The organism is Saccharopolyspora kobensis, from assembly GCF_900108315.1.
In the GTDB taxonomy this organism is placed as follows: domain Bacteria; phylum Actinomycetota; class Actinomycetes; order Mycobacteriales; family Pseudonocardiaceae; genus Saccharopolyspora; species Saccharopolyspora kobensis.
This window is the reverse complement of record NZ_FNVB01000002.1, coordinates 752816-777782: the sequence shown is the minus strand read 5'-3', so window position 1 is coordinate 777782 and position 24967 is coordinate 752816. Positions and strand designations below refer to the sequence as shown.

17 protein-coding genes are annotated in these 24967 nt (G+C 70.7%); 15 read left to right on the top strand and 2 right to left on the bottom strand.

From position 1 onward, the window contains the following. The first annotated feature begins 29 nt into the window (after nucleotides 1-29). The 4 genes from C4T78_RS03445 to C4T78_RS03430 are packed head-to-tail and all read left to right on the top strand — an operon-like array spanning nucleotide 30 to nucleotide 3968. On the top strand, nucleotides 30-251 hold the full coding sequence (locus C4T78_RS03445) for an acyl carrier protein (RefSeq protein ID WP_093347334.1): 222 nt from the start codon (nucleotides 30-32) through the stop codon (nucleotides 249-251). Beyond that, nucleotides 248-1591, top strand: coding sequence for a flavin monoamine oxidase family protein (locus C4T78_RS03440; protein ID WP_093347336.1), 1344 nt, complete (start codon nucleotides 248-250; stop codon nucleotides 1589-1591). The genes C4T78_RS03445 and C4T78_RS03440 overlap by 4 nt, the downstream gene beginning before the upstream one ends. Further along, nucleotides 1588-3300 carry a class I adenylate-forming enzyme family protein gene (locus C4T78_RS03435; protein ID WP_093347337.1) on the top strand — a complete coding sequence of 571 codons (1713 nt, stop codon included), beginning with the start codon at nucleotides 1588-1590 and terminating at the stop codon, nucleotides 3298-3300. Before C4T78_RS03440 ends, C4T78_RS03435 begins: the two co-directional genes overlap by 4 nt. 59 nt (nucleotides 3301-3359) lie before the next feature. Further along, nucleotides 3360-3968, top strand: coding sequence for a TIGR03086 family metal-binding protein (locus tag C4T78_RS03430; protein WP_093347339.1), 609 nt, complete (start codon nucleotides 3360-3362; stop codon nucleotides 3966-3968). A gap of 5 nt (nucleotides 3969-3973) precedes the next feature. Here C4T78_RS03430 and paaI read toward each other — a convergent pair whose 3' ends face one another. Beyond that, complete coding sequence (gene paaI, locus C4T78_RS03425; protein ID WP_093347340.1) at nucleotides 3974-4417, bottom strand: hydroxyphenylacetyl-CoA thioesterase PaaI; 444 nt, start codon at nucleotides 4415-4417, stop codon at nucleotides 3974-3976. A 119-nt stretch (nucleotides 4418-4536) separates the two neighbouring features. Here paaI and C4T78_RS03420 point away from each other — a divergent pair, with 119 nt between their 5' ends. From C4T78_RS03420 to C4T78_RS03395, 6 genes are all read left to right on the top strand, one after another. Next, on the top strand, nucleotides 4537-4926 hold the full coding sequence (locus C4T78_RS03420; protein ID WP_093347342.1) for an acyl carrier protein: 390 nt from the start codon (nucleotides 4537-4539) through the stop codon (nucleotides 4924-4926). 49 nt (nucleotides 4927-4975) lie between these two features. After that, nucleotides 4976-11404 (top strand): type I polyketide synthase, encoded by a 6429-nt coding sequence (locus tag C4T78_RS03415; protein ID WP_218161463.1) that lies wholly within the window; start codon nucleotides 4976-4978, stop codon nucleotides 11402-11404. Nucleotides 11405-11411: 7 nt separating this feature from the next. Further along, nucleotides 11412-12878: a beta-ketoacyl [acyl carrier protein] synthase domain-containing protein gene (locus tag C4T78_RS03410; protein WP_093347343.1), complete on the top strand. Its 1467-nt coding sequence runs from the start codon at nucleotides 11412-11414 to the stop codon at nucleotides 12876-12878. Nucleotides 12879-12892: 14 nt separating this feature from the next. Continuing rightward, complete coding sequence (locus tag C4T78_RS03405) at nucleotides 12893-14461, top strand: fatty acid--CoA ligase (protein WP_218161464.1); 1569 nt, start codon at nucleotides 12893-12895, stop codon at nucleotides 14459-14461. An 89-nt stretch (nucleotides 14462-14550) separates the two neighbouring features. Then, nucleotides 14551-14979 (top strand): acyl-CoA thioesterase, encoded by a 429-nt coding sequence (locus tag C4T78_RS03400; RefSeq protein ID WP_093347346.1) that lies wholly within the window; start codon nucleotides 14551-14553, stop codon nucleotides 14977-14979. A gap of 601 nt (nucleotides 14980-15580) precedes the next feature. Further along, nucleotides 15581-16999 (top strand): KamA family radical SAM protein, encoded by a 1419-nt coding sequence (locus tag C4T78_RS03395; RefSeq protein WP_235863054.1) that lies wholly within the window; start codon nucleotides 15581-15583, stop codon nucleotides 16997-16999. A gap of 91 nt (nucleotides 17000-17090) precedes the next feature. On the opposite strand, the gene C4T78_RS03390 is transcribed toward C4T78_RS03395, so the two are convergent. After that, a complete protein-coding gene (locus C4T78_RS03390; RefSeq protein WP_235863055.1) occupies nucleotides 17091-17975 on the bottom strand; it encodes a C39 family peptidase in 885 nt (294 codons plus the stop codon). 474 nt (nucleotides 17976-18449) lie between these two features. On the opposite strand from C4T78_RS03390, the gene hutC reads away from it, so the two are divergent. The 5 genes from hutC to C4T78_RS03365 all read left to right on the top strand — a co-directional run bounded on the left by hutC (nucleotide 18450) and on the right by C4T78_RS03365 (nucleotide 24946). Continuing rightward, nucleotides 18450-19205, top strand: a complete 756-nt coding sequence (gene hutC / locus C4T78_RS03385; RefSeq protein WP_235863056.1) for a histidine utilization transcriptional repressor HutC — start codon at nucleotides 18450-18452, stop codon at nucleotides 19203-19205. 216 nt (nucleotides 19206-19421) lie between these two features. After that, nucleotides 19422-20813, top strand: a complete 1392-nt coding sequence (locus C4T78_RS03380) for an amino acid permease (RefSeq protein ID WP_093347350.1) — start codon at nucleotides 19422-19424, stop codon at nucleotides 20811-20813. Between the two features lie 143 nt (nucleotides 20814-20956). Further along, nucleotides 20957-22324, top strand: coding sequence for a purine-cytosine permease family protein (locus tag C4T78_RS03375; protein ID WP_093347351.1), 1368 nt, complete (start codon nucleotides 20957-20959; stop codon nucleotides 22322-22324). Between the two features lie 274 nt (nucleotides 22325-22598). Continuing rightward, on the top strand, nucleotides 22599-24101 hold the full coding sequence (gene cysC / locus C4T78_RS03370; protein ID WP_235863057.1) for an adenylyl-sulfate kinase: 1503 nt from the start codon (nucleotides 22599-22601) through the stop codon (nucleotides 24099-24101). Continuing rightward, complete coding sequence (locus tag C4T78_RS03365; protein ID WP_093347355.1) at nucleotides 24086-24946, top strand: sulfite exporter TauE/SafE family protein; 861 nt, start codon at nucleotides 24086-24088, stop codon at nucleotides 24944-24946. Before cysC ends, C4T78_RS03365 begins: the two co-directional genes overlap by 16 nt. The last annotated feature ends 21 nt before the right edge of the window (nucleotides 24947-24967 follow it).

Below are 24967 nucleotides of genomic sequence, written 5' to 3'. Positions count from 1 at the left end.
GTCAGGAATGACGCCGAGGAGGCACAGAGATGGATTCGTCTGCGTTAGTTCAGATATTCCGCCGGGTCCTGGAAGATCAGGGCGTTGACGGCGGGACCGATTTCTTCGAATTCGGTGGGGATTCGCTGCTGGCGACCCGGGTGTTGAGCGCGATCGCCCGTGAGTGCGGTGTGGAGCTGACCATCGAAGACTTCATCGCGGCGCCGACGCCGGACGAGCTGTCCGCCAAGCTGGCGAGCGTGCCCGCATGAGGGTCGTCGTGGTCGGTGCCGGGCTGGCGGGACTCACGGCCGCGAACGAGCTGGTCGCGGGCGGTGCCGACGTGCTCGTGCTCGAAGCGCGTGACCGGGTCGGTGGTCGCATGCACGGCATCGAGGTCGCCGACGGCGACTGGGTCGACGCCGGTGCGGCCTACCTGGGCGACCGGCACACCGAGCTGCTGCGCTTGCTGGCGGAGTGCGGGCTCAAGACCATTCCGACCACGATGGAGGGTGCCAGCCGGTTCGCGCTGAAGTCCGGTGAGCAGACCCGTGCCGGGCGGTTCCCACCGCTGAGCGCGGTCCAGCTCGGCGAGATGTTCGACCTGCTCGCCGAGCTCGCCGATTCCGTGCGCACCGAGGCGCCTTGGCGCACCGCGGACGCCGAACGGCTGGACGCGATGACGGCCGCGCAGTGGGCGGAGGAGAACCTCAAGCCCGACGCCAAGCTGTTCTTCCCGCTGTTCCTGGGCGAGATGATGGCTGCCGACCCGGCCGACGTCTCGGTGCTGCACATGGCGTTCTACCTCAACTCCGGCGGCGGCATCCGCTTCCTCAACGCCTTCGAGGGCGGGGCGCAGGCCGAACGGGTCCACGGTGGAGCGCACCAGCTGTGCGAGCACCTGGCCGCGCGGCTCGGCGACAAGGTGCGGCTGAACGAAGCGGTGCGGGCGGTTCACCAGGACGCCGACGGCGTGACCGTGGTGTCCGACCGCGGCCGGGAACGGGCGGACCGGGTGGTCGTCGCGCTGCCACCGCTGCTCGCGGACTCCCTCGACTACCAGCCCGCGCTGCCTGCGCGACGCTCCGGTTCGCGCACCGCGCCCGGATGCGCGGTCAAGCTGCACCTGGTGTACCCGGGGCCGGTGTGGCGCGAGCAGGGGTTGTCCGGCTGGTCGGTCAGCGCGGACGGCCCGCTTCTGTCCACTGTGGACGACTCGCCGTGGGAGGGCGGTGTCGGCGTGCTGACCGGTTTCGTCACCGGCCGGGAAGCGCGCACCTTCGCCGAACTTCCGGCCGCCGACCGGCGGGCCGCCGCGTTCGAGCAGGCGTCCCGGATGTTCCCGGGCCTGCCGGAGCCGATCGGGTTCCACGCGACGGACTGGATCAACGAGGAGTTCAGCCGCGGCTGCTACGCGGCGTTGTTCGGACCGGGCGACTGGATCGCCAACGGCCCGCATCTGACCACGCCGCACCAGCGGGTGCACTGGGCCGGAACCGAGACGAGCACCGAGTTCTTCGGGCTCATGGAAGGTGCGATCCGCTCCGGCCACCGGGCGGCCGCGGAAGTGCTGCCGAACACCGACAGCGCGTCGATCGAGGAGTCGCGATGACCGAGCAGAGCCCCATCGCCCCGCTGTCCGTCCGCCAGGAGCTCATGGCGGACCCGACGCTCGGAGCGGGTTCATTCCTGCAGCGGGCGATCGAGGTGAACCCGAATCGCGCGGTGCAGTTCGCCTACACGCACCGCACGAACCACCGAGGTGAGGTGGAGGTTCGCGGCTACAGCCTGCTGGACCTGCAGGCCATCCGCGATCGCTATGCCTCGTGGTACTGGGCCAACGGCGTCCGGCCGGGAGACCCGGTCGCCGTCTACGTCAGCGAGGGCCTCGAACCGCTGCTGCACTTCCTCGCGCTCACCGCGCTCGGGGCCGTCCCGGCGATGATCAACGATGCGATGCCGACCGGCACCGCGATCCGCTATCTCGACCACATCGCGGCTGAAGGGCTGGTCGCGGACGATCCGACCAAGCTGACGGCCGGCTTCCGGGCCGACCCGAGTCGGCGCCGCCCCCGTTTCATCGTGCCCGCGGCGGAAGTCCGCATGCACGACCCGGAGTCGCTGCAGCTGCCCGACGTGTACCCGCACGTCCACGAGATGGACGAGGTCATCGCCCTGATCCACTCCTCGGGCACGACCGGAACGCCGAAGTCGACCACCCTGGGGCATCGCCAGTTCTGGGACGGCAAGCAGCCGAGGATGGTCCGGTTCCCCGCGGAGCCGTACGACAGGCTGATGTCGCTGATGCCGCACACCCACGCCGGCGGGCTGAGCTACTTCCTGACCGCCACCCTGCTGGGCCTGCCGGTCATGGTGATGGGCGATTGGCGCCGCCAGGTGGTGGAGCCGGTCATGGAGGTGTTCCAGCCGACCATGGTGGCGTCGTTCCCGCGGACCTTCGTGGAACTGGCCACCGGTGAGCTGCCCACCGCCGGAGCCGCGAAGGTGCATTCGTGGTTCAACACCGGTGACTCCGCGCACTACGGCCACATTCGGCGGCTGGTGTCGCTCGGCGAGCGGCCCGCCGGGCTGATCAAGCCGTGGCTGCTGCCCAGCGAAGCGGCCGGGGAAGGCGCGCTGCCGGGCTCGCAGTTCATCGACGGCCTCGGCTCGTCGGAGATGGGCATGGCGCTGTTCGGGCAGGTCACCACGCCGGAGACCCCGCGCAGCGACCGCTGCGTGGGCAAGCCGCTCGAGGTGGTCGAGAAGGCGGCGGTGCTGGACGTGGACGGCGAGGAGGTGCCGGACGGCACCGTCGGCCTGCTGGCCGTGAAGACCCCGTCGCGCACCCTGGGCTACTGGAACGACTCCAAGCTGACCACGAGCTTCGAGCTCAACGGGTACTGGCTGACCGGGGACGTCGCCCGCAGGGACGGCGAGGGCAACTTCTACCACCTGGACCGCACCGTCGACGTGATCGACACGGCGGACGGGCCGGTGTACAGCTTGCCGCTTGAGGAGATCCTGATCGCCGACTGCGAGGACGAGGTCCTGGACTGCGCTGTCGTCGGCATCCCAGCCGGGGACGGCACCGGCCAGTGCCCGGTGGCCGTGGTCCAGCCGCAGCCGAACCTGACCGGCCTCGACGCGGAGCTGCTGCGGGAGAAGGCGAACAAGGCGATAGCGGCCGCGGGGCTGGCCCCGCTCGCCGCTGTCATCATCGCCGAGGAACCCGCCGACTACCCGACCGGCGTCACCGGCAAGGTGCTGAAGCGAGAGCTGCGCACCCGGCTGGCCACGCTGTTCACCGGCGGCGCCTGAGCCGACCGACAGGTGCTGGCGGAGCCGGCAGCAGATGCCTGACCGATAGGGGAAGCAGCATGGACTTGCTGGAGATGAATCGCCTCGCGGTGCGGACCAGCGTGCGAGCGGTGGAAGCGCTCCCCGGTGGAGCGCTCGATCGTCCGACGCCGTGCGCCGGCTGGTCGGTGGGGCGTCTGCTGCAGCACATGACCGCCCAGCACTACGGGTTCGCCGCGGCGGCAACCGGTTCCGGGCCCGACCTGGCGCCGTGGCGGGAAGCGCCGCTCGGCGCGGACCCGAAGCGCGACTACGCCGCCGCGGCGGATGCGGTGCTCACCGCCTTCGCCGCGGACGGCGTGCTCGACCGGGAGGTCTGGCTGAGCGAGATCACCACGAGCCGGACCTTCCGCGGGCGGGTGGCGGTCAGCTTCCACCTGCTCGACTACGTCGTGCACGGGTGGGACATCGCGGTGTCGGTCGGTGACGGCGAGCGGTTCGGCGGCACCGTCGGAGCCGAGCTCGTCGATGCCTCGTTCGAGGTGGCCAGGACCTACGTGCCGGACGGGCCCGCCAGGCAACGGCCGGGAGCCGGGTTCGGGCCGCCCGTCCCGGTGCCCGAGCAGGCGCCGGACTTCGAGCGCCTGCTCGGTTTCCTCGGCCGCGACCCGGATTGGTCGGCGGGGTGAGCCGGTCAGCTGTCCGGTGTGAACGGTCGGCCGGACAGCATCTGGCTCTGCCCGCGGAATTCGGCGACGATCTCACCGTCGGCCCTGCGGACGATGACGTCGTAGATGCCGCTTCGCCCGTAGCGGCGGCGTTCTGCCGCTTCGGCGATCAGTTCGTCGCCGACCGCCACCGGCCGGAGGAACGTGACCTGGGCGCTGTGCGCCACGGTCACCGGGCCGTGGGTGTTGCAGGCGAAGGAGAAGGCGGCGTCGGCGAGCAGGAAGATGAAGCCGCCGTGACCGGTGCCGTGACCGTTGGTCATCTCCTCGGTCACCCGCATTCCGACGGTGGCCGCGCCCTGGCGCGCGGAGTGCAGCGAGATGCCGAGCTTTCGGCAGGTGCCGTCCTTGGCGTACAACGCGTCGGCGAGCTCGGCGGCGCGGACGTCGGCGGCGGGCGCTTCGGGCATCATTTCCTCCATTGTGGATGGTCGGGTGTCCCGGGGCGATCACAGTATGCGGATCAGATGATGACACGGGAAACCGTTCGGGAGATGCCTCATGGATCTCGTCGAACGCGAGGAGAGCGATGAGCAGCTGGGTCGACGAACTTGCGGCAACTCCGCCGGCGGAGCGGGCCAGGTTCCTCGAGCAGATGGTGGTGGGCGAGTTCAAGGCGTGGCTGCTGATGGAGCCGTCCGAGGAATTCCCGCTCGAGCAGAGCTACTTCGAACTGGGGCTCACCTCGCTCGGTGCCACCGAGATCAAGGAGACCCTCGAAGCCCGGCTGGGCCAGCCGGTGCAGTCGGCGACGTTGTTCAACAACCCCACCGCCGCGCACCTGCTCAAGCACCTGCGCGAGCACGTGCTCGCCGAGCACTTCCCGACCGAGACGACGGCACCTGCGGAACCGGACAGCTCCGCGGAATCCCGTCGGGCGATGGTCGGCAGCCTGCTCGACGAGCTGTACCAGAACTGACCGGAACCCGATTCCCGGCCCACACCACTGCGAACTGGAGACCACACCAGTGACCGACGTCAACCAGGTCGACGGACCTGAGCAGTTGGCTCGCCAGCTGTTGCTCGAGAAGTACGAGCCCATCGCCATCGTGGGCGTGGGCATTCGGTACCCGGGGAAGAACGACACACCGCAGCAGTTCGCCGACTTCCTGCGCGCCGGTGGTGACGGTACCGGGCCGGTGCCCGAGACCCGTTGGGACATGGCCGAACTCCAGGCGGCCGAGGCGAAGGCCGGCCGCAAGCCGCTGGCCGCCGGCGGCGGTTTCACCGCCGATGCGGACAAGTTCGACCCGCAGTTCTTCAGCATCTCGCCGAAGGAAGCCGCGAGCATCGACCCGCAGCACCGCTGGGCTCTGGAATGCGCCTGGCGAGCCTTCGAATCGGCCAACATCGACCCGGTCGCGCTGCGCGACGGCACCGGTGGGGTGTACCTCGGCGTCGGCCAGATGGACTTCGCGATCGAGGTCGAGAGCGTGCCGACCGCCGACCTGGACGCGCACATCGCGGCAGGCACCGCGCACAGCGCCGCGGCCGGCCGGCTGTCCTACTTCCTCGGCTGGCGCGGCCCGTGCCTGAGCGTGGACACCGCGTGCTCCTCATCGCTGGTGTCGTTGCACCTGGCGGTGCAGGGCCTGCGCGCCAAGGAGTGCGACATCGCGCTCGCCGGTGGCGTCAACGCGGCCCACCACCCGCGCAACCACGTCGTGTACTCGCGGGCCGGCATGCTCTCCCCGGACGGCAAGTGCAAGACCTTCGACGACTCGGCGGACGGCTACGGCCGCAGCGAGGGCTGCGGAATGCTGCTGCTCAAGCGGTTGTCCGACGCCAAGCGGGACGGCGACGACATCCTGGCCCTGGTGCGCGGCTCGGCGGTGCGCCAGGACGGGGAGAGCGGTGGGCTGACCGTGCCCAACGGCACCGCGCAGGCGGCGCTGATGCGTGCCGCGCTGGACAGCGCGATGCTGCAGCCCGGCGACATCTCCTACGTCGAGGCGCACGGCACGGGGACCTCGCTCGGCGACCCGATCGAGCTCGGCGCCATCGACAGCGTGTTCGCCTCCTCGCGTCCGCAGGGCGAGCCGTTGCTGGTCGGTTCCGTCAAGACCAACATCGGGCACATGGAGGCCGCCGCAGGCGTCGGCGGCGTCACCAAGGTCATCGAGCAGATGCGGGCGGGCGAGATCTTCCCGCACATCAACCTGACCACGCCGTCGCGGCACATCCCGTGGGACCGCTACCGGGTGAAGGTGCCGACCGAGCTGTGCGAGTGGCCCGCTCGGCCGCGCCGGGCGCTGGTCAACTCCTTCGGCTTCGCGGGCACCATCGCGTCGGTCGTGCTGGAGCAGGCGCCGCCCTCGCTGCAGCAGAAGCCGGCCGAGGCGCCGCAGCGAGGCACTGCGGTGTTCACGCTGTCCGCCAAGACCGCGGCCGGGCTGCACGCGCAGGCGCGGAGCTACCGGCAACTGCTCGACGAGCAGCCGGACATCTCGATCGCGGACCTCTGCTACACCGGCAACGTCGGCCGAACGCACCTGCCCGCCCGGATCGCGGCCGCGATCGACACCCGCGACGAGCTGGTGGAGGTGCTCGACGCGGCGCTGGCCCGGCGCGACACCGCCGACAGCGATTCGCCCACCGGTGGTGACGTCGCGTTCATGTTCAGCGGGCAGGGCTCGCAGTACGTGGGCATGGGCCGCGCGCTCCACCAGCGGTACCCGGCCTTCGCCGCTCAGCTGGACGAGTGCGACCGGCTCTTCGCCGAGCACCTCGGCCGCTCGATCAAGGAGATCATGTTCGGCGAGGCGCCGGACAGCGAAGAGCTGATCGACCAGACCCGCTACACCCAGCCCGCGCTGTTCGCGCTGGAGTACGCGCTGGCCGCGCTGTGGATGTCGTGGGGCGTTCGTCCGAACGTGCTGATCGGGCACAGCATCGGCGAGATCACCGCGGCCGCGGTGGCCGGGCTGTTCAGCCTGCCCGACGCGGTCAAGCTCGTCGCGGTGCGCGGCCGGATGATGCAGTCGGTGTCGGAGCCGGGCGGCATGCTCGCCGTGGAGGCCGCCGCCACCGACGTCGAAGCACTGCTCGCTCCGTTCGACGACGTGAGCTTCGGCGCGGTGAACGGACCGCGGCAGTGCGTGATCTCCGGAGGCGTCCGGTCGCTGGAGGCGATCGCGGAGTCGTTGCGCGCCGAGGGGATCAAGACCAAGCGGTTGTCGGTGTCGCACGCGTTCCACTCGCCGCTGATGGCCGAGGTGGCCGAGGAGTTCCTCGCCGAGCTCTCCGACATCACCTTCCACGAGCCGCAGCGCAGCTTCGTGTCCAACCTGACCGGTGAGTCCGCCACGCTCGCCGAGGTCGGCACGCCGTCCTACTGGGTCCGCCACATCGCCGAGCCGGTGAACTTCGCCGCGGGCATCCGAAAGGTGCTGGCATCGGGCGCGCGGATCATGATCGAGGTCGGTCCGGGCGCGGCGTTGACCGGCCTCGGCCGCGCCGCCGATGGGGCGGCCGGACAGCTGTGGCTGACCAGCCTCTCGCGGTCCGAGCAGGACGGTGCGACGGCGATCAGGTCCTCGCTCGCCAAGTGCTACACCGCCGGCCTGCCCGTGTCGTGGCCCGGTTACCACGACGGCGCGGCACTGCGCCGGATCCCGCTGCCCGGCTACGTCTTCGACAAGAAGTCCTACCGGCTGCCTGCGGCGCGGAACCTCGAAGTGGCGGCCGGGCAGGAGCACCACCCGCTGCTGGGGCGCGAGATCACCAACGAGCAGCAGCGCGCGGCGGGGGAGCGGGAGTTCCGCACCGCGCTGCGACCGGACGCGCCCGGCTACCTCGCCGATCACATCGTGGGCGGCCAGGTCGTGTTCCCCGGCGCGGGCTACGCGGAGATCGTGTTCGCGCTCCAGGACGCGGTGTTCGGGGAGACCCGTCGGCTCGTGCGCGAGATGGGCATCCACGAGCCGTTGTACCTGACGGCGGATGCGCCGACCGAGGTTCGCACCAGGCTGCGGGACGCAGGCGACGACCAGTTCAGCGTGGAGATCGTCAGCAGGGTCGAGGGCAACGGCGGTGACGGCAGCGCCTTCGAGCGGCGCCACGTCACGGCGCTGATCGGCCCGGCCCCGGCCGGCGGCGCGCACCTGGCCGAGCTGATCGAGCGGCTCGGCGGGCTGGCCGACGAGACGCCCACCGCCGAGACCACAGTGGACGGTGAGCGGCTCTACGCGCGGTACGTGGATCTCGGGCTGCCGTACGGCCCGGCGTTCCGGCGGGTGCGCTCGGTGGCGCGGCACGGTGCGGGCCTCGCGATCGGCGAGCTCCGCGGCATCGACGAGCCCACCATCGAGCATCTCACCGCCTCGGTGCTGGACTGCGCGATGCAGACCGTCGGTGCCATCGTCGAGCTGGGCGACACCTACCTGCCGGTGGCCTTCGACGCCGTCGAGCTGCTCAAGAAGCCGAAGGGCGACCTTCGGGTGCTGATCACGCCGACCGAGCACACCGACGCCGAACTCGTCGTCGACCTGGTGGCGCTGGAAGGCAGGCGCCCGGTGTTCGCGGTGCGCGGCGTGCGGCTCAAGCGGGTGGCGAACCCGCTGACCGAGGCGGCCGCCCGGATGCTGGTGCACCCGCGCTGGATCAAGCGGTCGCTGGTGAGCAGGCAGCCTGGTCGCGCCCGGGAGATCCTGGTGGTGCGGGCCGCGCCCGCGGACTTCGCCGAGCTCGCCGGGCCGCTGGCGGCCGCCGGGCTGACCCTGCACTTCGCCGCGGACGCCAGCAGCGCGGGTGCGCTGCTCGCGCGGCATCCGGCGATCACCGATCTGTGCTGGTTCTGGCGAGCCGAGCCCGCTCTGACGGGAGTCGACCGGCTGCGCGCGGAATGCGAGGAGAACTACCGCGACCTGCTCGAGCTGACCGGGCTGCTGGACGAGCAGGGCCCCGGGCGGGAACTCCGCGTCCAGCTGGTCACCGAGGGCGGGCAGTGGCTGCCCGCCGACGACGCGGACGGCCGGGACGGCGACGCGCTCGCGGCCGCGTCGCTCTGGGGATTCGGCCACGTGCTGCTCAACGAGTACCCGGCGATGCGCGCCACCCTGATCGACCTGGAGCCCGCCGGTTCCAAGCTGCCGCTGGTCGACGAGTGGGCGAACGCCGAGAGCTCGGGCGGTGAGTTCCAGATCGCCTACCGCGGCGGCAACCGCCACGTGAAGCGGCTGTGGCCGAACGAGAGCAGGCCGGCCGGAGACGACAACTTCGAGCTGTCGGTCACCGAGTACGGCCAGTTCGGCGCGATCAAACCGGTGCCGGTGCCCGACACCGAGCCGGTCGGCGACGAGGTCACCGTGCAGGTGCACGCCGCCGGGCTGAACTTCAAGGACGTGCTGAACGCGCTCGGCATGCTGCACCAGTACGCGGTGGACAACGGGCTGGAGCACCAGCACCTGCCGCTGGGCTTCGAGGCCGCCGGCACGGTCGTGGCCGCGGGGCCGGACGCGGAGTTCCGGCCGGGGCAACAGGTCATGCTCAGCAGGCTGGGCTGCTTGCGCCGCCGGGTGACGGTGCCCTCGGCGGTCGTGGTGGCCAAACCGGACGAGATCGGCTTCGCGGAAGCCGCCGCGCTGCCCGCCGCCTACGTCACCGCCTACCACGCGCTGCACCACCTCGCGAAGATCCAGCCCGGCGACCGGGTGCTGATCCACGCCGCGGCCGGTGGCGTGGGCCAGGCCGCCGTGCAGCTGGCCACCAGGGCCGGTGCGACGGTGTACGCGACGGCCAGCCCCCGCAAGTGGCCGTTGCTGCACGAGCAGGGCGTGGCGCACGTGATGAACTCGCGCACCCTCGACTTCGCCGATCAGCTGCTCGAAGCCACCGAGGGCCGCGGTGTGGACATCGTGCTGAACAGCCTGAGCAACGACTTCGTGCCGGCCAGCGCGCGCTGCCTGGCCGAGGGCGGGCGGTTCGTCGAACTCGGCAAGATCGGTATCTGGTCGCCGGAGCAGATGCGCGAACGGCGACCGGACGTGGAGTACCACAACTTCGACCTCAGCGAGCTGCCCGCCGCCGAGCTCGACTCGGTGACCGGGAAGGTCCTGCGGATCGTGGCCGACGGGGTTCGCGCGGGCGAGATCAGCCCGCCGCCGACGACCAGCTACTCGCTGGACGAGGTGGAAGAGGCGTTCGGCGTGCTGAGCCGGGGGGCCAACATCGGCAAGCTGGTGCTCGACCTGACCGCGGACGCGCCCGCGGAGGAGAAGCCGGTGCGCATCGGCCAGGACGAGACCTACTTGATCACGGGCGGTCTCGGCGCGCTCGGCGAGGTGACCGCCGGTCGGCTCGCCGCGGCCGGTGCCCGCCGCATCGCGCTGGTCGGCCGCCGCGAGATCGACGAACAGCGCCGCGCCGAGCTGGCTGCCCGGCTCGGTCCGGACGTGCAGCTGAGCGTGCACCGCGCGGACATCGCCTCCGAGTCCGACGTGGCGGCGTTGCTGGCTGAACTGCCCGCGCCGCTGGGCGGGGTGGTGCACGCCGCCGGAGTGCTGGCGGACGCACCGGTGGCCAAGCAGACCTGGGAGAGCATGCGGGAGGTCTTCGCCGCGAAGATCGACGGCAGCTGGCTGCTGCACCGAGCGGTGGCCGACCTGCCGAGCGTGCGGTTCTTCGTCACCTACTCCTCGATCTCGGCGGTGCTCGGCGCCGCGGGCCAGGCCAACTACGCGGCGGCCAACGCGTTCATGGACACCCTCATGGCGTGGCGCCGAGCCGCGGGATCGCCTGCGCTGAGCGTGAACTGGGGCCCGTGGGCCGAGGTCGGCATGGCTGCGAAGCTCTCCGAGCAGCAGATCCGCGGCATCGCTGGTCGCGGCATCCAGCTGGTCGAACCGGGAGAGGCGATGCGCGCGCTGCTGAAGGCGCTCGGCAGGCCGGCCGCGCAAGCGGTGGTCGGCAAGTTCGACTGGGGCGCCTACACCGCGAACCTGCCGTGGGACAACCAGCTGTTCAGCCGGGTCCGGCCGGAGACCGTCACCGTCGCCGACACCATCGACCCGGGCGCGCTCATCGGGATGGGTGCCGACGAACGCGCGAAGGCGATCACCGGGATCGTGCGGGAGAAGGTCGCGCAGGTGCTGCGATTCGACTCGGCGGGCGAGGTGGACAGCAACGCGCGGTTCGTCGAGCTCGGCCTGGACTCCCTGGCGGCGGTGGAGCTGAAGAACGCGCTCGAAGCGGCGACCCGGGTGCCGCTGCCGACCTCGATCGTGTTCGACCACCCCTCGATCGGCGCGCTGGCGAGGTTCATCGACAGCCAAGTGGCCCCCGACGATGCCCCGGTGCAGGAGGACCAGGCCGCCCGGGACGACGACGGCGACGTGCAGGCGATGAGCGACGCGGAGGCCGACGCCGAGCTCGCCGCGCTGCGCGAGCTCACCCGCTGAGGCCGCCATGTCCGACTACATCGACTACTTGGACACGCTGTCCCGCAAGCAGCTCATGCTGATGCTGGCCCGCCAGCACCTGCGGGAGACCGAGAGCATCGCCGTGGTGGGCCTCGGGTGCCGGCTGCCCGGGGACATCGACGACGGTCCCCAGCTCTGGTCGGCGCTGCGCGGCAAGACGGTGGTGCCCACCGCGGGACCGCCCACCGACAGCCTCGGCAGGCCGCGCTGGAACCTCGACGCACCCGATCTGCGTCCGTTCGCGGACCTGTTGCGCCGCGGGCGCTTCCTGCCCGGCATAGACCTGTTCGACGCCGAGCGGTTCGCCATCTCGCCGGCCGAGGCGGCGAGCATGGACCCGCAGCAGAGGGTGCTGCTGGAAGTCGCGGTGCGGGCGTTGGCCGATGCCGGGCTCGACCAGGCCGACCTGGCCACGAGCACCGTCGGGGTGTTCGCCGGGTCGGGGCCCGTGGAGTACCCCTACGCCTGGCTGCGCAACGGGACGTCGGCCGCGGAGCTGTCCGGGCACATGGCCACCGGGAGCGCGGCCAGCGCGGTGTCCGGGCGGATCGCGCACGCGCTCGGCGTCAGCGGCCCGGCGATGACCGTCGACACGGCCTCGTCGAGCATGCTGTCCGCGGTCCACCTGGCGTGCCAGTCGCTGCGCCGCCGGGAGTGCGACATCGCGGTGGTGGGCACCTGCAGCCTGCTGCTGTCCCCGTTCAGCGCACCGATCCTGGCCGACGCGGGCATGTTGTCGCCGACCGGGACCAGCCTGCCGTTCACCGCGAGCGCGGACGGATACGTGCGCGGCGAAGGGGCCAGCGTGGTCGTCCTTGAGCGGCAGTCCGACGCCCTTCGAGCGCAGCGGCTGCCGTACGCGCTGGTCCGGGGGAGCGCGATCCACCAGCAGGGCGACCGGCCGGGCCTCGCCGTGGCCTCGTCGTCCGGGCAGCGGAGGGTCATCGAGCTGGCGCTGGCCGATGCCCGGCTCGAACCGGCGGACGTGCACTACGTCGAGGCGCAGGCCAACGGCTCCAAGATCGGCGGTGTCATCGAGGCGGAGTCGTTGTCGGCGGCCTACCGGCCGGATGGCAGCGGCACGCCCCTGTACGTGGGCTCGTGCAAGGCGAATCTCGGGTACCTGGAGCACGCGTCCGGTGGCCCCGGCCTGCTCAAGGCGGTGCTCGCGCTGGACCGGGCGGAGATTCCGCCGCAGGTCGGTGCCGAGGATGCCGATCCGGCGCTGGCGTGGGACCGGCTCGGCCTGCGCCTCGCGGCCGAACCGCTGCCCTGGCCGTCGGACGGCCCGCGCCGCGCAGCGGTCAGCGGTTTCGGGTTCACCGGAACGATGGCGCACGTGGTGCTGGAGAGCGCCGCGATTAACCAGGGAACCACCGCCGGGCAGCGTCGCCCGGAACTCCCCGCGCTCGCGGGACAGCGGCACTGGCCCGACCACAACACATGGTGCTAAACGGAGACACACGCATGTACTACCCCCAGTTGCAGACCGCGGCAGACACCCTGCCGTTCCACGCCGGTCGAGCGCCGGAGCAGGCGGCCATCCGCTGCGAGGGACGTGAGGTGACCTACGGTGCGCTGCACCGGGAGAGCAACCGGATCGCACGCGCACTGCGCGCACGCGGCATCGGTGCCGGCGCGCGGGTCGGCTACCTCGGCAAGGAGTCCGAGCGCTACTACGAGATCTTCTTCGGCTGCGCCAAGTCGGGCGTCGTGCTGGTGCCGATCAACTGGCGGCTGGCGGCTGACGAGGTCGACCACGTCCTGCGCGACTCCGGCGCCGAGCTGCTGTTCGTCGAGCACGACCACCTCGACGTCGCCGAGCAGCGGCAGCCGAACCTGCCCGCGTTGCGGCTGATCGTCGAGATCGACCGCGAGCAGCCCGAGGACGGTCTCGCCCGGTTCAAAGACGGTGCGAGCACAGCGGATCTGGACCACGTGGCCAGGCCCGGCGATCCGGTGGTGCAGCTCTACACCAGCGGCACCACCGGTTTGCCGAAGGGCGTGGTGCTGGCCCACCGCAGCTTCTTCGGGATCCGCGACCTGCTCGCCGAGCACGGCGTCGACTGGCTGGACTGGTACCCGCAGGACCGGAGCCTGATCAGCATTCCCGGGTTCCACGTCGCCGGGATCTGGTGGGCGATGCAGGGTTTCAACGCCGGCGTGCTGAACGTGTGCATGCGGATGTTCACCGCCCACGACGCCGTCGCCCTGATCAGGGAGGCCGGCATCACCACCACCCTGGCGGTGCCGTCGATGCTGCAGATGATGCTCGCCGAGAACGGCGTCAGCAGGGCGGACTTCACCTCCCTGCGCATGATCAACTACGGCGGGTCGCCGATCTCGGAGACGTTGTTGCAGCGCTGCCAGGAGATCTTCGACTGCGACCTGAGCCAGATGTACGGGCTCACCGAGAGCGGCAACTGCGCCATCTGCCTGCCGCCGGAGGACCACGTGCCGGGCAGTCCGAGGATGCGCGCCGCGGGCAAGCCCTACCCGGGCGTCTCGGTCAAGATCGTCGATTCGGCCGGCGGGCAGGTGCCCACCGGAGAGGTGGGTGAGATCTGCGTGCGCACGCCCGCGGTCATGCTCGAGTACTGGGGGTTGCCGGAAGCGACGGCCAAGACGCTGGTCGACGGCTGGTTGCACACCGGCGACGCCGGTTACCTGGACGCCGACGGCTACGTCTACATCGCCGACCGGATCAAGGACGTGATCATCATCGCCGGCGAGAACGTGTACCCGGCGGAGGTGGAGAACGCGCTGTGCAAGCACCCCGCGGTCGCCGAGGCCGCCGTGGTCGGCATCCCGGACCAGCGGTGGGGCGAGGCGGCGCACGCTTTCGTCACGCTGCGCCCCGGTAGCAGCGCCAAGCCGCGCGAGCTGATGCTCTTCGTGCGCGAGCTGATCGCCGAGTTCAAGGTGCCGACCCGCTACGAAATCGTGGAGACGATCCCGCGCAATCCGAGTGGGAAAATCCTCAGACGAAAGCTTCGTGAACAATTCTGGGCCGATCAGGACAGGAAGGTCAACTGATGATTTAGCACCCCGCGCGGAGTTCTGCGCTGGTAGGGTGAATTCGGTGATCGGTGACTGCGTGTTCTGGACGTTGATGGAGGTTGGCGATGTCGGATCTGTTCCGGGTGCGAGTGGTGGTTCGCGGCTATGAACTGGACACCCTGGGCCATCTGAATCAGGGTGTCTATCACCTCTACGCGGAACACGCGCGCTGGGAGCTGTCCAGGGCCGCGGGAATCACGCAGGACGTGTTCATCGAATCCGGTGCCGGTCCCGTTTACCTGGAGAACACCATCAAATTCCGGAACGAGCTGCGCGGCGGTGACGAGGTCGACATCTCCTGCGAGTTCATCTGGGGCGAGAAGAAGACCTTCGAGGTGCGCCAGGAGATAACCCGCGCCGACGGGGTCCTCGCCGCCGAGCTGACCAGCACCGCGGGTGTCATCGACCTGCAGAAGCGCAAGCTGGTGGACGATCCGGCCGCGCACTTCCGGAAGTTGGCGACGAAGCCGGAACTGCTCGGTCTGACCGGGTAAGCGCGGCCGCAGCGGGACGGGAATGGCCCGCCACCGCGCACGGTTCCCGGCCCGCCGCCGGTGCCGGGTCGGCCGGGGGGCGGTGTGCCGCTGGGTGCCGGTGCTCCGGATGATCGACGACTGCCGCCCGTTCCGCGAGGTCGCGGGGCCGGGCGGGACCGAGGTGCCCGGAATCGGAGGCGCTCGCTGCCGTGCACGCCGCCGGTCATGTGATGGAACGTGAACTCCCGCCGGAGCCCAGTGCCGTGCTCCGGCCGAGCAGGTGAGTCACCGCCTGCGAACGGAATCGTTTTGCTGCTCGCCGGTGGCCCGGATCGCCACCGGCACGATTGCGGTCACCTGCGGGTGCACCCGACCGCCGAGTTGCCGGATCGCAGTTCTCGCGGCGGGCCGCGAATTCAAGGAACCCTGCGAACGCGGTCGAACCAATCGGCTGCCAACCCTCGGAAATCTGTCCGAAATCGTGCTTTTTCCCAGGCGGGAACGTCGGGTGAAACTGGCCGCCCCGGCTTTCGGATTCCTCCAGGAAATGCGTGCGCGATCGCCGCGTGCCGTCTGGAGCGAATTCGAGTGGTTACGTGCGAACAACGTAGGAGTGCACATGACAGCCCAGTCCACGACTGGTAGCGCAGCGACCCCCACCACGTCCGCCGCGGTCGCCCAGGCCGGCGGGCAGCCGTACGAGTACGTGCGAAAGGAGCTGGTCGAGCCGGATTGGCGGCGATTACCGGGCTGGCGGGACGTGACCGAGGCGCAGTGGCGCGACGCGCAGTGGCAGCGGGCGCACTGCGTGAAGAACATCAAGCAGCTGCACGCCGTGGTCGGCGACCTGCTCACCGACGAGTTCTACGACGAGCTGGACGCGGACCAGCGGGAGCTGGCCACGATGTCGATGCTGCTGCCACCGCAGATGCTCAACACGATCGCACCCACCGCCGAGACCACGCCCGAGGCGTTCACGAAGATGTTCGGCGCGGACCCGGTCCGGCGCTACATGCTCCCGGTGCGCAGCGACCGCGACGCGGTGTGGCCCAGCCACCCCTACTCGTCGCGGGATTCCTTGCACGAGGCCGAGATGTGGGTGGTCGAGGGCCTCACCCACCGCTATCCCACCAAGGTGCTCGCCGAGCTGGTGTCCACCTGCCCGCAGTACTGCGGGCACTGCACCCGCATGGACCTGGTGGGCAATTCCACGCCCGCGGTCGACAAGCACAAGCTCCTGCTGAAGCCGGTCGACCGCCAGGACCAGATGATCGAGTACCTGAAGAAGACGCCGGGCGTGCGCGACGTCGTGGTGTCCGGCGGCGACGTGGCCAACGTGCCGTGGCGGCAGCTGGAGCTGTTCCTCATGCGGCTGCTGGACATCCCGACGGTGCGCGACATCCGCCTGGCCACCAAGGCGCTCGCCGGCCTGCCGCAGCACTGGCTGCAGCCCACCGTCGTGGAAGGGCTGGAGCGGGTGGCCCGCACGGCGGAACGACGCGGGGTGAACCTGGCGATCCACACGCACGTGAACCACGTGCAGTCGGTGACCCCGCTGGTGGCCGAGGCGGCGCGGACGGCGCTCGCGGTCGGCGTGCGCGACGTGCGCAACCAGGGCGTGCTCATGCGCGGTGTCAACGACACACCGGGAGACCTGCTCGATCTGTGCTTCGCGCTGCAGGGCGAGGCGAGCATTCTGCCGTACTACTTCTACATGTGCGACATGATCCCCAACGCCGAGCACTGGCGGGTCGCGGTGTGGGAGGCGCAGAAGCTGCAGCACGCGATCATGGGGTACCTGCCGGGTTACGCCACCCCGCGGATCATCTGCGACGTGCCCTACGTCGGCAAGCGCTGGGTGCACCAGGTCGCCGAGTACGACCGAGAACGCGGCATCTCCTACTGGACGAAGGACTACCGCACCGGCATCGAACTCGACTCCCCGGACGTGCTCGACCGCCGCTACCCCTACTACGACCCGATCTGCACGCTCCCCGAGTCCGGCAAGCGCTACTGGGACGAGCACGGCCGGGACTGAGGCTGCCGCACGGCGGAATGGCCGAAGGCCCGCCGGGATCCGGCGGGCCTTCGGTGTCTGCTCGGCTCCGGAACGAGTCCGGGGCCTCCGATCAGGCGGTGTAGCCCTTCGGCTTGATCAGCGACGCCAGCTGGTCGAGGCTCAGCCAGTAGTCCTCGATGCCGCTGAAGCGGGCCGGGTCGGCGATGTGGACCGTCTTGTTCGCCGCGTCGTAGCCGGCGATCGTCACGTAGTGGTAGATCGTCTGGTTCGACGGGTAGCCGGGCGGCTGGTTGCCCGGGGCCGCCACGATGTTGGCCACCATGGCCTTGTCCTGGTCGATGTTGCGGACGATGTCCGACCACAGCTGGTCGGTCAGCTCCGGGGTCAGCTGCTTGTCGCTCCAGTCGCGGGCGATGTAGCCGCCCTTGTCGCCGAGCTTCTCGTTGAGGCCGTCGACGACCTGGTGGATGGTGTCCGTGCCGTTCTCGGTGGTGCCGAGGTCGGCGGCGAGCGCGGCCTGGTCCGGCAGGTCGGCGGTCCGGCTGGACAGCGCGATGCGGGTCGCGGTCGGGCCGCACCAGTAGCTGGTCTGCTGCGCCTGGTACTCGAGGTCGAGGGACTTCGAAACGGGCTTCGGCGGCTCCTGCGGAGCGGGGGCCTGAACGGGGGCCGGCGCCGGCGGGGCCGCCGGGGCCTGCGGGGCGGGCAGAGGTGCCTGTGCCGGGGCTTCGGCCGCGGGGGCCGCGGCGGGGGCCGGCAGCGGGGCTTCGTGCTCGACGGCGCGGACCTGGGCCGTCGTGGGCTCTGGTTCCGAACCGCCGCCGGTCACCAGGGGCTGGCCGACGAGCGCGATCGCGCCGCCTGCCACGACCACCGGGAGGACCTTGGCGGACACCCGGCGGACCTGGGAGCCGTCTGCGTTCTTGCCGAACTTGTCAACGAGTGCGCGGACCTTGGTCTTCGGGGTGTGGCCCGCGTTGCGAAGCTTCTGCACGTGCGCCTTTCGACGTCGGGGGAGAACCGGTCGGCACCGCCGGGGGTGCGGTGGTCGTCGTGACCGGATCGTGATTTACAGCCACAGGCAACGTAACTGAGAGTCATGCTCGCTTCAACGTATGCCCTGATCGGGTCAGTATTCGAGCCTTGATGACTCCGCTGGGTAACTGTTTGCGTCTGCCGGTGGAAAACCGCCGCGCTGCGCCCGGTGGATCTCGGGGCGCCGAGCCGCATCGGCGCCATCAGTGCTGGTGAGCGAAGTGCTGGCCCGCACCGGCTGGGGCCGCGCGGTGCCGGGTGGGCCGAGATCGGATACCGGTTGATCACCGTCGGTGAAGATCGGGGGAAGTGCCATCGTGAGCCTGGGCACAAGGCCCGGAACGATCGGCGTCGTGGCTGCTCCCGGGAGTGCTCCGGAGCCGGCGGATAGACTGGGTCCGGGTGGGTTGATCTCCGAATCGGGCGGTGACCGGTGGCCGTTGATGCGATGGACGTCGCCGCGCTGTTCCACGAGAGCCGCCGCGAGTCCGCGCCCGCCTACCGCCGCCTCAAGGACGTGCTCATCGAGCAGATCGGCACCGGGCGGTGGGCCGAGGGCGAGCTGCTGCCCTCGGAGAGCCAGCTGGTCAGCGCGCTGGGGCTGTCGCGGATGACGATCAACCGGGCGCTGCGCGAGCTGAGCGCGGAGGGGCTCGTCGTGCGGCTGGCCGGGGTGGGCACCTTCGTCGCCGAGCGCAAGAGCAGTTCGGCGCTGTACGAGGTGCGCAACATCGCCGAGGAGGTGCAGCGGCGCGGGCACCGGCACCGGACCGACGTCGTGCTGCTCCGGGCGGAGCCCGCCGACCTGCGCGCCCACCGGCTGTTCGGGATCGCCGAGGGCGAGCCGGTCTTCCACTCCGTGGTGGTGCACTTCGAGGACGGCGTCGCGATCCAGCTGGAGGACCGCCACGTCAGCCCCGAGCTCGCGCCCGACTACCTCGACCAGGACTTCACCGCGCAGACGCCGAACAGCTACCTGTCGCGGATCGCGCCGCTGGGCAAGGGCGAGCACGTCGTCGAGGCGGTGCTCGGCAGTGCGGAGGACTGCGCGCTGCTGGACATCGAGGACTCCGAGCCGTGCCTGCTGATCCACCGGCGCACCTGGTCGGAGGGGCGGCTCGTGAGCTCGGCGCGGCTGTTGCATCCTGGATCGCGGTTCCGGCTCGAAGGAACCTTCGACGCGACCTGATCGCGCGCGGGAAGTCCCTGGTCATCACCCGGAAACGTTGGTGTTCGTCATCGAGTGTGCGCTGCTCCGGCCGATACCGGATCCGGCTCTTGACTGCCTGTATATACAGCACTATACATATCGCACCGCTCGGATTGTGCTCCCGGGCACAGCCGGGGCAGGGCAGCAGCCCGGTCGCGACGGAGGGGACGACGTGGTTCCCGCAGGGAGGAACAGGTGAGAAAAGGCGCGGCGGCACTGAGCCGGGGCCTCACGGCACGGCACATCCGCTTCATCGCCCTCGGCTCGGCCATCGGGACCGGCCTCTTCTACGGCTCGTCGGAGGCGATCAGCCAGGCCGGGCCCTCGGCCCTGCTGGCCTACCTCGTCGGCGGCGCGGTGGTGTTCGTGGTGCTGCGGGCGCTCGGCGAGATGGCCGTGGCCGACCCGGTGCCCGGCTCGTTCGGCGAGTACGCCAGCAGGCACCTGGGGCGATTGCCGGGCTTCCTGACCGGCTGGACCTACACCTTCGAGATGATCATCGTCTGCATCGCCGACGTCACCGCGCTGGCGGTCTACATGGGGTTCTGGTTCCCCGACGTGCCCAGGTGGGTCTGGGTGCTGGCCACCCTGTTCGTCATCGCCGCGGTGAACCTGGCCAGCGTCAAGGTCTTCGGCGAGCTGGAGTTCTGGTTCTCGGTGATCAAGGTCGCCGCGATCATCGCGATGATCATCGGCGGCGCCGCGGTGCTGGTCTTCGGCTTCAGCGCCGGTCAGGCCGAGCCCGCGGTGAGCAACCTCTGGACCAACGGCGGCCTCTTCCCCAACGGGTTCGAGGGCTTCCTGCTCTCCTTCGCGGTGGTGATGTTCGCCTTCGGCGGCACCGAGATCATCGGCGTCACCGCCGGGGAGGCCGCGGACCCGGAGAAGACCATCCCGCGCGCGGTGAACACCGTCCCGGTGCGCGTCCTGCTGTTCTACGTGCTGACCCTCGGCGTGATCATGTCGATCACCCCGTGGCAGTCGATCAGCTCCTCGGGCAGCCCGTTCGTGGAGATCTTCCAGAGCCTCGGCCTGACGTCGGCGGCGACGGTGCTCAACATCGTGGTCATCACCGCCGCGCTCTCGGCGATCAACAGCGACATCTTCGGCGCGGGCCGGATGCTGTTCGGCATGGTCGAGCGCGGCCAGGCGCCGGCGATCATGGGCCGGGTCTCGCGCAACGGCGTGCCGTGGATGACGGTGGTCATCATGACCGGCGCGCTGCTGGTCGGGGTGGTGCTCAACTACGTCATCCCGGAGAACGTCTTCACCATCATCGCCTCGATCGCGACCTTCGCGACGGTCTGGGTGTGGCTGATGATCATGCTGTCGCACTACCGGGCCCGCCGGGCGATGAGCGCCGAGGAGGCCGCCGCGCTGAAGTTCCCGTCGCCGCTGTGGCCCTACGCCCAGATCGCGGCGATCGCCTTCCTGGTCTTCGTCTTCGTGCTGCTGGCCTTCTCCGCGGACACCCGCGTGGCGCTGCTCGTCGGCGCGGCCTGGCTCGCCCTGCTGACGCTCTGCTACTGGCTGGGCGTCGCCCGGCGGCCTTCCGGTGACCGGGCGGTCGAGACCGAGGTGAGCTGAGGCGACCGGTCCGGGCGGGGCTGCCGCCCGGACCGACCGCGGCGTCTGCCATTCCGGACAGCGGTCACCGGACGGGCGTTGCTCTCGACATCCGCGCGGCGGCTAATGGAACCGGCCGAGATCCGCGGGGTGAGGAGTGGCGCATGGCGGCGTTGCAGGTCGAGCGGAGGTCGATCGACCCGGTTCCGGACGGCGAGCGGCACGGCAGCCCGCGCAGCCTCTTCACGTTGTGGTTCGCCGGGAACATGCAGATCACATCGGCGGTGACCGGTGCGCTGACCGTGCTCGTCGGGCTGCACCCGCTGTGGGCGCTGGTGGCCATCGCGCTGGGCAACGCGCTCGGCGGCGTCCCGATGGCGCTGCACGCGGCGCAGGGCCCGAAGCTGGGCATCCCGCAGATGATCCAGAGCCGGGCGCAGTTCGGCGTGCACGGCGCGGTGCTGCCGCTGGTGCTCGTGGTGCTGATGTACCTGGGCTACTTCGCCAGCGGCAACGTGCTCGGCGGTCAGGCGCTCGCCGCGATCACCCGGCTGCCGGTGGATCTCAGCATCGTGCTCTACGCGGCGCTGTCGGCGCTGATCGCCGTCGTCGGGTACCGGCTGATCCACCGGTTCGGCCGGCTGGCGTCGCTGCTGTCGGTCGTGGTGTTCGTGTACCTGACCTTCCGGCTGATCGGCACGCACGACCTCGGGCCGGTGCTGGCGGAACCGGTGCTGGACGTGCCCGCGTTCCTGCTCGCGCTGTCGCTGACCGCGTCGTGGCAGCTCACCTTCGGCCCCTACGTCGCCGACACCTCCCGCTACCTGCCCGCGAGCACCTCGATCCGGGCGACGTTCTGGTGGACCTACGGCGGCACCGCGCTCGGCGCGACGTGGGCGATGTCCTTCGGCGCGCTGGCCTACGCGGTCGCGGGCGAGCGCTTCAAGGGGCACGAGGTCGGCTACGTGGTGGGGCTGGGCAGCGAGGCGCTGGTGCTGCCGCTGCTGCTGGCGATCGCGCTGGGCAAGCTCACGATCAACGTGCTCAACATCTACGGCGGGTACATGACGGTGGCCACGACGATGACCGCCTTCACCCGCCGGGCGGGGCTGTCGCCGGCGATGCGGATCGGCTACATCGCGCTCGTCGGCGTGCTGGGCGGGGTGCTGGCCGTGCTGGGATGCGGTGACTTCCTGGCGAATTTCGTGCTGTTCCTGCACTTCCTGCTCTACTTCCTGACGCCGTGGAGCGCGATCAACCTGGTCGACTTCTACCTCCTGCGCAAGGAGCGCTACGACCTGGAGGCGATGTACGACCCGGACGGCGCCTATGGCCGCTGGTGCGCTCCGGCGCTGGTGGCCTACTTCGCCGGTATCGCGGTGCAGATCCCGTTCTCCCATGTGGACGGTGTTTTCACCGGTTTCGCGGTGCCGCTGCTCGGTGGTGCCGACATCGCCTGGCTGCTCGGGCTGGCGGTTCCCGGAGCGATCTACTGGGCCGTCATGCGCAACCGCATCGGCTTGCGCACCTGACGTTCGGCTCTGCCACCGCCGATCGGGTGGCGCTGCGCCACCTCCGTCCACAGCGGACGCTCCGCGGTGCGTCCGATTCATCCGGAGATGCTCCTTCGATCACTCTTTTGGTGGGTTCGGAGCGGTGGGGATGTGTTGTGGGGTGGGGAAGAGCGGGATCTGGCGAGAAGTGGTCGGTGGGGTTTTCCGGGTGCGAGCCGTCGGTCAAGGTTGTGGATCAAGAGCTCGCACGAGAGGTGTCCGACCGTCCCGCGAACAGCGGATGGAGGTGTCGGTGAGCGCGAACGGAACCGAGTCCGGAGGAACGGGCGGGGCCGCCCCGGTGCCCGCCGGTTCGCGGCGGCGCGTGGTCCGCCAGCTCGAACCCGCCGAACTGTCCGACGTCGAACTGCTGCTGGACGGAGCTTTCCCGCCCCTGCGAGGATTCCTCACCGCCGCCGAGGCGTTCTCGGTGCGCGACCGGCAGTGCCTGCGCGGAGGAGCGCCCTGGCCGGACCCGCTGACGCTGCCGGTGCCCGACGAAGCCGTCGAGGCCGACGAGATCGAACTGCGCGACGGTGAAGGCGCACCGGTGGCCGTGGTCCGCAACGAGTCTCCGTGGCGCGACGAGTCCGGCGCGCACGCCGCCGGGCCCGTTCAGGCCGCGGGCGAACCCACCGGTGTGCTGCGCCGGATGCGCCCGCCCGCCGCCGATGTGCGCGCGAAGTTGCCCGCCGGGCCGGTGCTCGGGCTGCTGCCGGAGGAACCGCTGCACCACCGCGAGCTCGCCCAGATCCGCGAGCTGGCCGCTGAGCTCGACGCGCACGTGCTGGTGCTGCCGAGGATGAGCGGGCCGCGTCCGGAGCTGCTCGTGCAGGCGCTGCTGGCAGCCGTGCCGGAACTGCCGGAAGGCACCACGATCGTGCCGGTGCCGCTGGTGCGCCGCACCGACCCGAAGCGCGACGCGCTCCTGAGCGCGCACGTCGCGGCAGCCTACGGCGCTACGCACCTGGTCTCGGAACAGGCGCTTGAGCAATCCCCGATCGAGGTCGTGGCGCCACCGGAGGTGGTGCGCGACCGGGACGACCGCTGGCGCCCGGCCGCGCAGGTCCCGCCGGCCGACCGCCGTCCCGGGCTCAGCGCCGAGCAGCTGCGCGAGCTGCTCGACCGCGGTGCGGCCCTGCCCGGCTGGTTCACCACTGCGGCCATCGCCGAGCAGCAGCGCAGGATCCACCCGCCGCTGGCCGCTCGCGGGTTCACCGTGCTGTTCACCGGGCTGTCCGGAGCGGGGAAGTCCACGCTGGCCCGCGCGCTGCGCGATGAGCTCAACCGGCACGACCAGCGCGCGGTGACGCTGCTCGACGGCGACGTCGTGCGCCGCACCCTGTGCGAGGGCCTGGGCTTCTCGGCGGCGGACCGCAGCCGGAACGTGCGCCGCATCGGTTTCGTCGCCGCCGAGGTCACCCGGCACGGCGGTGCGGCGATCTGCGCGCCCATCGCGCCGTACCACGCCGATCGCGACGCGGTGCGCCGGATGGTGGCGGAGGTGGGCGGATTCGTGCTGGTCCACGTCGCCACCCCGCTGGGCGAGTGCGAGCGGCGGGACCGCAAGGGCCTGTACCGCAAGGCCCGCGCCGGTTCGCTGCCGGAGTTCACCGGCGTCTCCGCGCCGTACGAGGTGCCCGGCGATGCCGATCTCGTCCTGGACACCACCGGGCTCGCACCGGAGGAAGCGGTCGGACGCGTCGTGGCGCTGCTTCGCGAGCGGGGCTGGGTGGGGCCGTGGACTGGGGCGTAGCGGCGACCGGGCTGCTCACCGGACTGCTGGTGGGCATGACCGGGATGGGCGGCGGCGCGCTGACGATGCCGCTGCTCACGCTCGTGTTCGGCGTGCCACCACTGGCCGCGGTGTCCTCGGACCTGGTGGCCGGGGCGGTGATGAAACCGCTCGGCGCGGCCGTGCACCTGCGGCGGCGCACGGTGCAGCCGAAGCTGGTCGGCTGGCTGTGCCTGGGCTCGCTGCCGTGCGCGGCGTCCGGCTCGCTGCTGGCCGGATCGCTGGGCAAGAGCGCGGAGTCGGTGCTCAGGGAAGTCGTCGGCGGTGCGGTGCTGCTCGCCGCGGGGATGTTGTTCCTGCGGATGCTGCTGGCCCGCCGTCGCGCGTCCGAGGCGGGCGGTTCGGTGGTGCGACCGCTGCCGACGGTGCTGCTGGGCGCGGTGGCCGGGCTGGTCGTCGGCATCACCTCGGTCGGTTCCGGCTCGATCATCATCGTCGTCCTGCTGCTGCTCAACAGCGGGCTCAGCTCGGCGCGGCTGGTCGGCACCGATCTCGTGCAGGCGGTGCCGCTGGTGCTGGTCGCGGCCGTCGGGCACCTGTTCGCCGGTGATGTCCACTTCGGACTCGTCGGTTCGCTGCTGGTCGGTTCGCTGCCCGGAGTGCTGGTGGGAGCGCTGATCTCGGCGCGAGTGCCGGACCGGCCGGTGCGCGTGCTGGTGGGCGGCATGCTGGTGGCCACCGGGCTGGTGATGATCGGCGGCGACGTCCTGCTCGGCGGGGCGGCCGGGCTGCTCGCGGTGCTGCTCGGCACGGTGCTTTCCGCTGGTGCGCAACGCGAAACCTCGCGGGCGGTGAACGTTCGGTGAGCAAGGACGGGGAGGTATCCG

Excerpts from the sequence above, each read along its gene's own strand:
- C4T78_RS03420 (WP_093347342.1), top strand. The coding sequence starts at position 4,537 with ATGAGCAGCTGGGTCGACGAACTTGCGGCAACTCCGCCGGCGGAGCGG.
- C4T78_RS03395 (WP_235863054.1), top strand. The coding sequence starts at position 15,581 with ATGACAGCCCAGTCCACGACTGGTAGCGCAGCGACCCCCACCACGTCC.
- C4T78_RS03410 (WP_093347343.1), top strand. The coding sequence starts at position 11,412 with ATGTCCGACTACATCGACTACTTGGACACGCTGTCCCGCAAGCAGCTC.
- C4T78_RS03405 (WP_218161464.1), top strand. The coding sequence starts at position 12,893 with ATGTACTACCCCCAGTTGCAGACCGCGGCAGACACCCTGCCGTTCCAC.
- C4T78_RS03440 (WP_093347336.1), top strand. The coding sequence starts at position 248 with ATGAGGGTCGTCGTGGTCGGTGCCGGGCTGGCGGGACTCACGGCCGCG.
- C4T78_RS03375 (WP_093347351.1), top strand. The coding sequence starts at position 20,957 with ATGGCGGCGTTGCAGGTCGAGCGGAGGTCGATCGACCCGGTTCCGGAC.
- C4T78_RS03445 (WP_093347334.1), top strand. The coding sequence starts at position 30 with ATGGATTCGTCTGCGTTAGTTCAGATATTCCGCCGGGTCCTGGAAGAT.
- C4T78_RS03435 (WP_093347337.1), top strand. The coding sequence starts at position 1,588 with ATGACCGAGCAGAGCCCCATCGCCCCGCTGTCCGTCCGCCAGGAGCTC.
- C4T78_RS03400 (WP_093347346.1), top strand. The coding sequence starts at position 14,551 with ATGTCGGATCTGTTCCGGGTGCGAGTGGTGGTTCGCGGCTATGAACTG.
- C4T78_RS03430 (WP_093347339.1), top strand. The coding sequence starts at position 3,360 with ATGGACTTGCTGGAGATGAATCGCCTCGCGGTGCGGACCAGCGTGCGA.
- paaI (WP_093347340.1), bottom strand. The coding sequence starts at position 4,417 with ATGCCCGAAGCGCCCGCCGCCGACGTCCGCGCCGCCGAGCTCGCCGAC.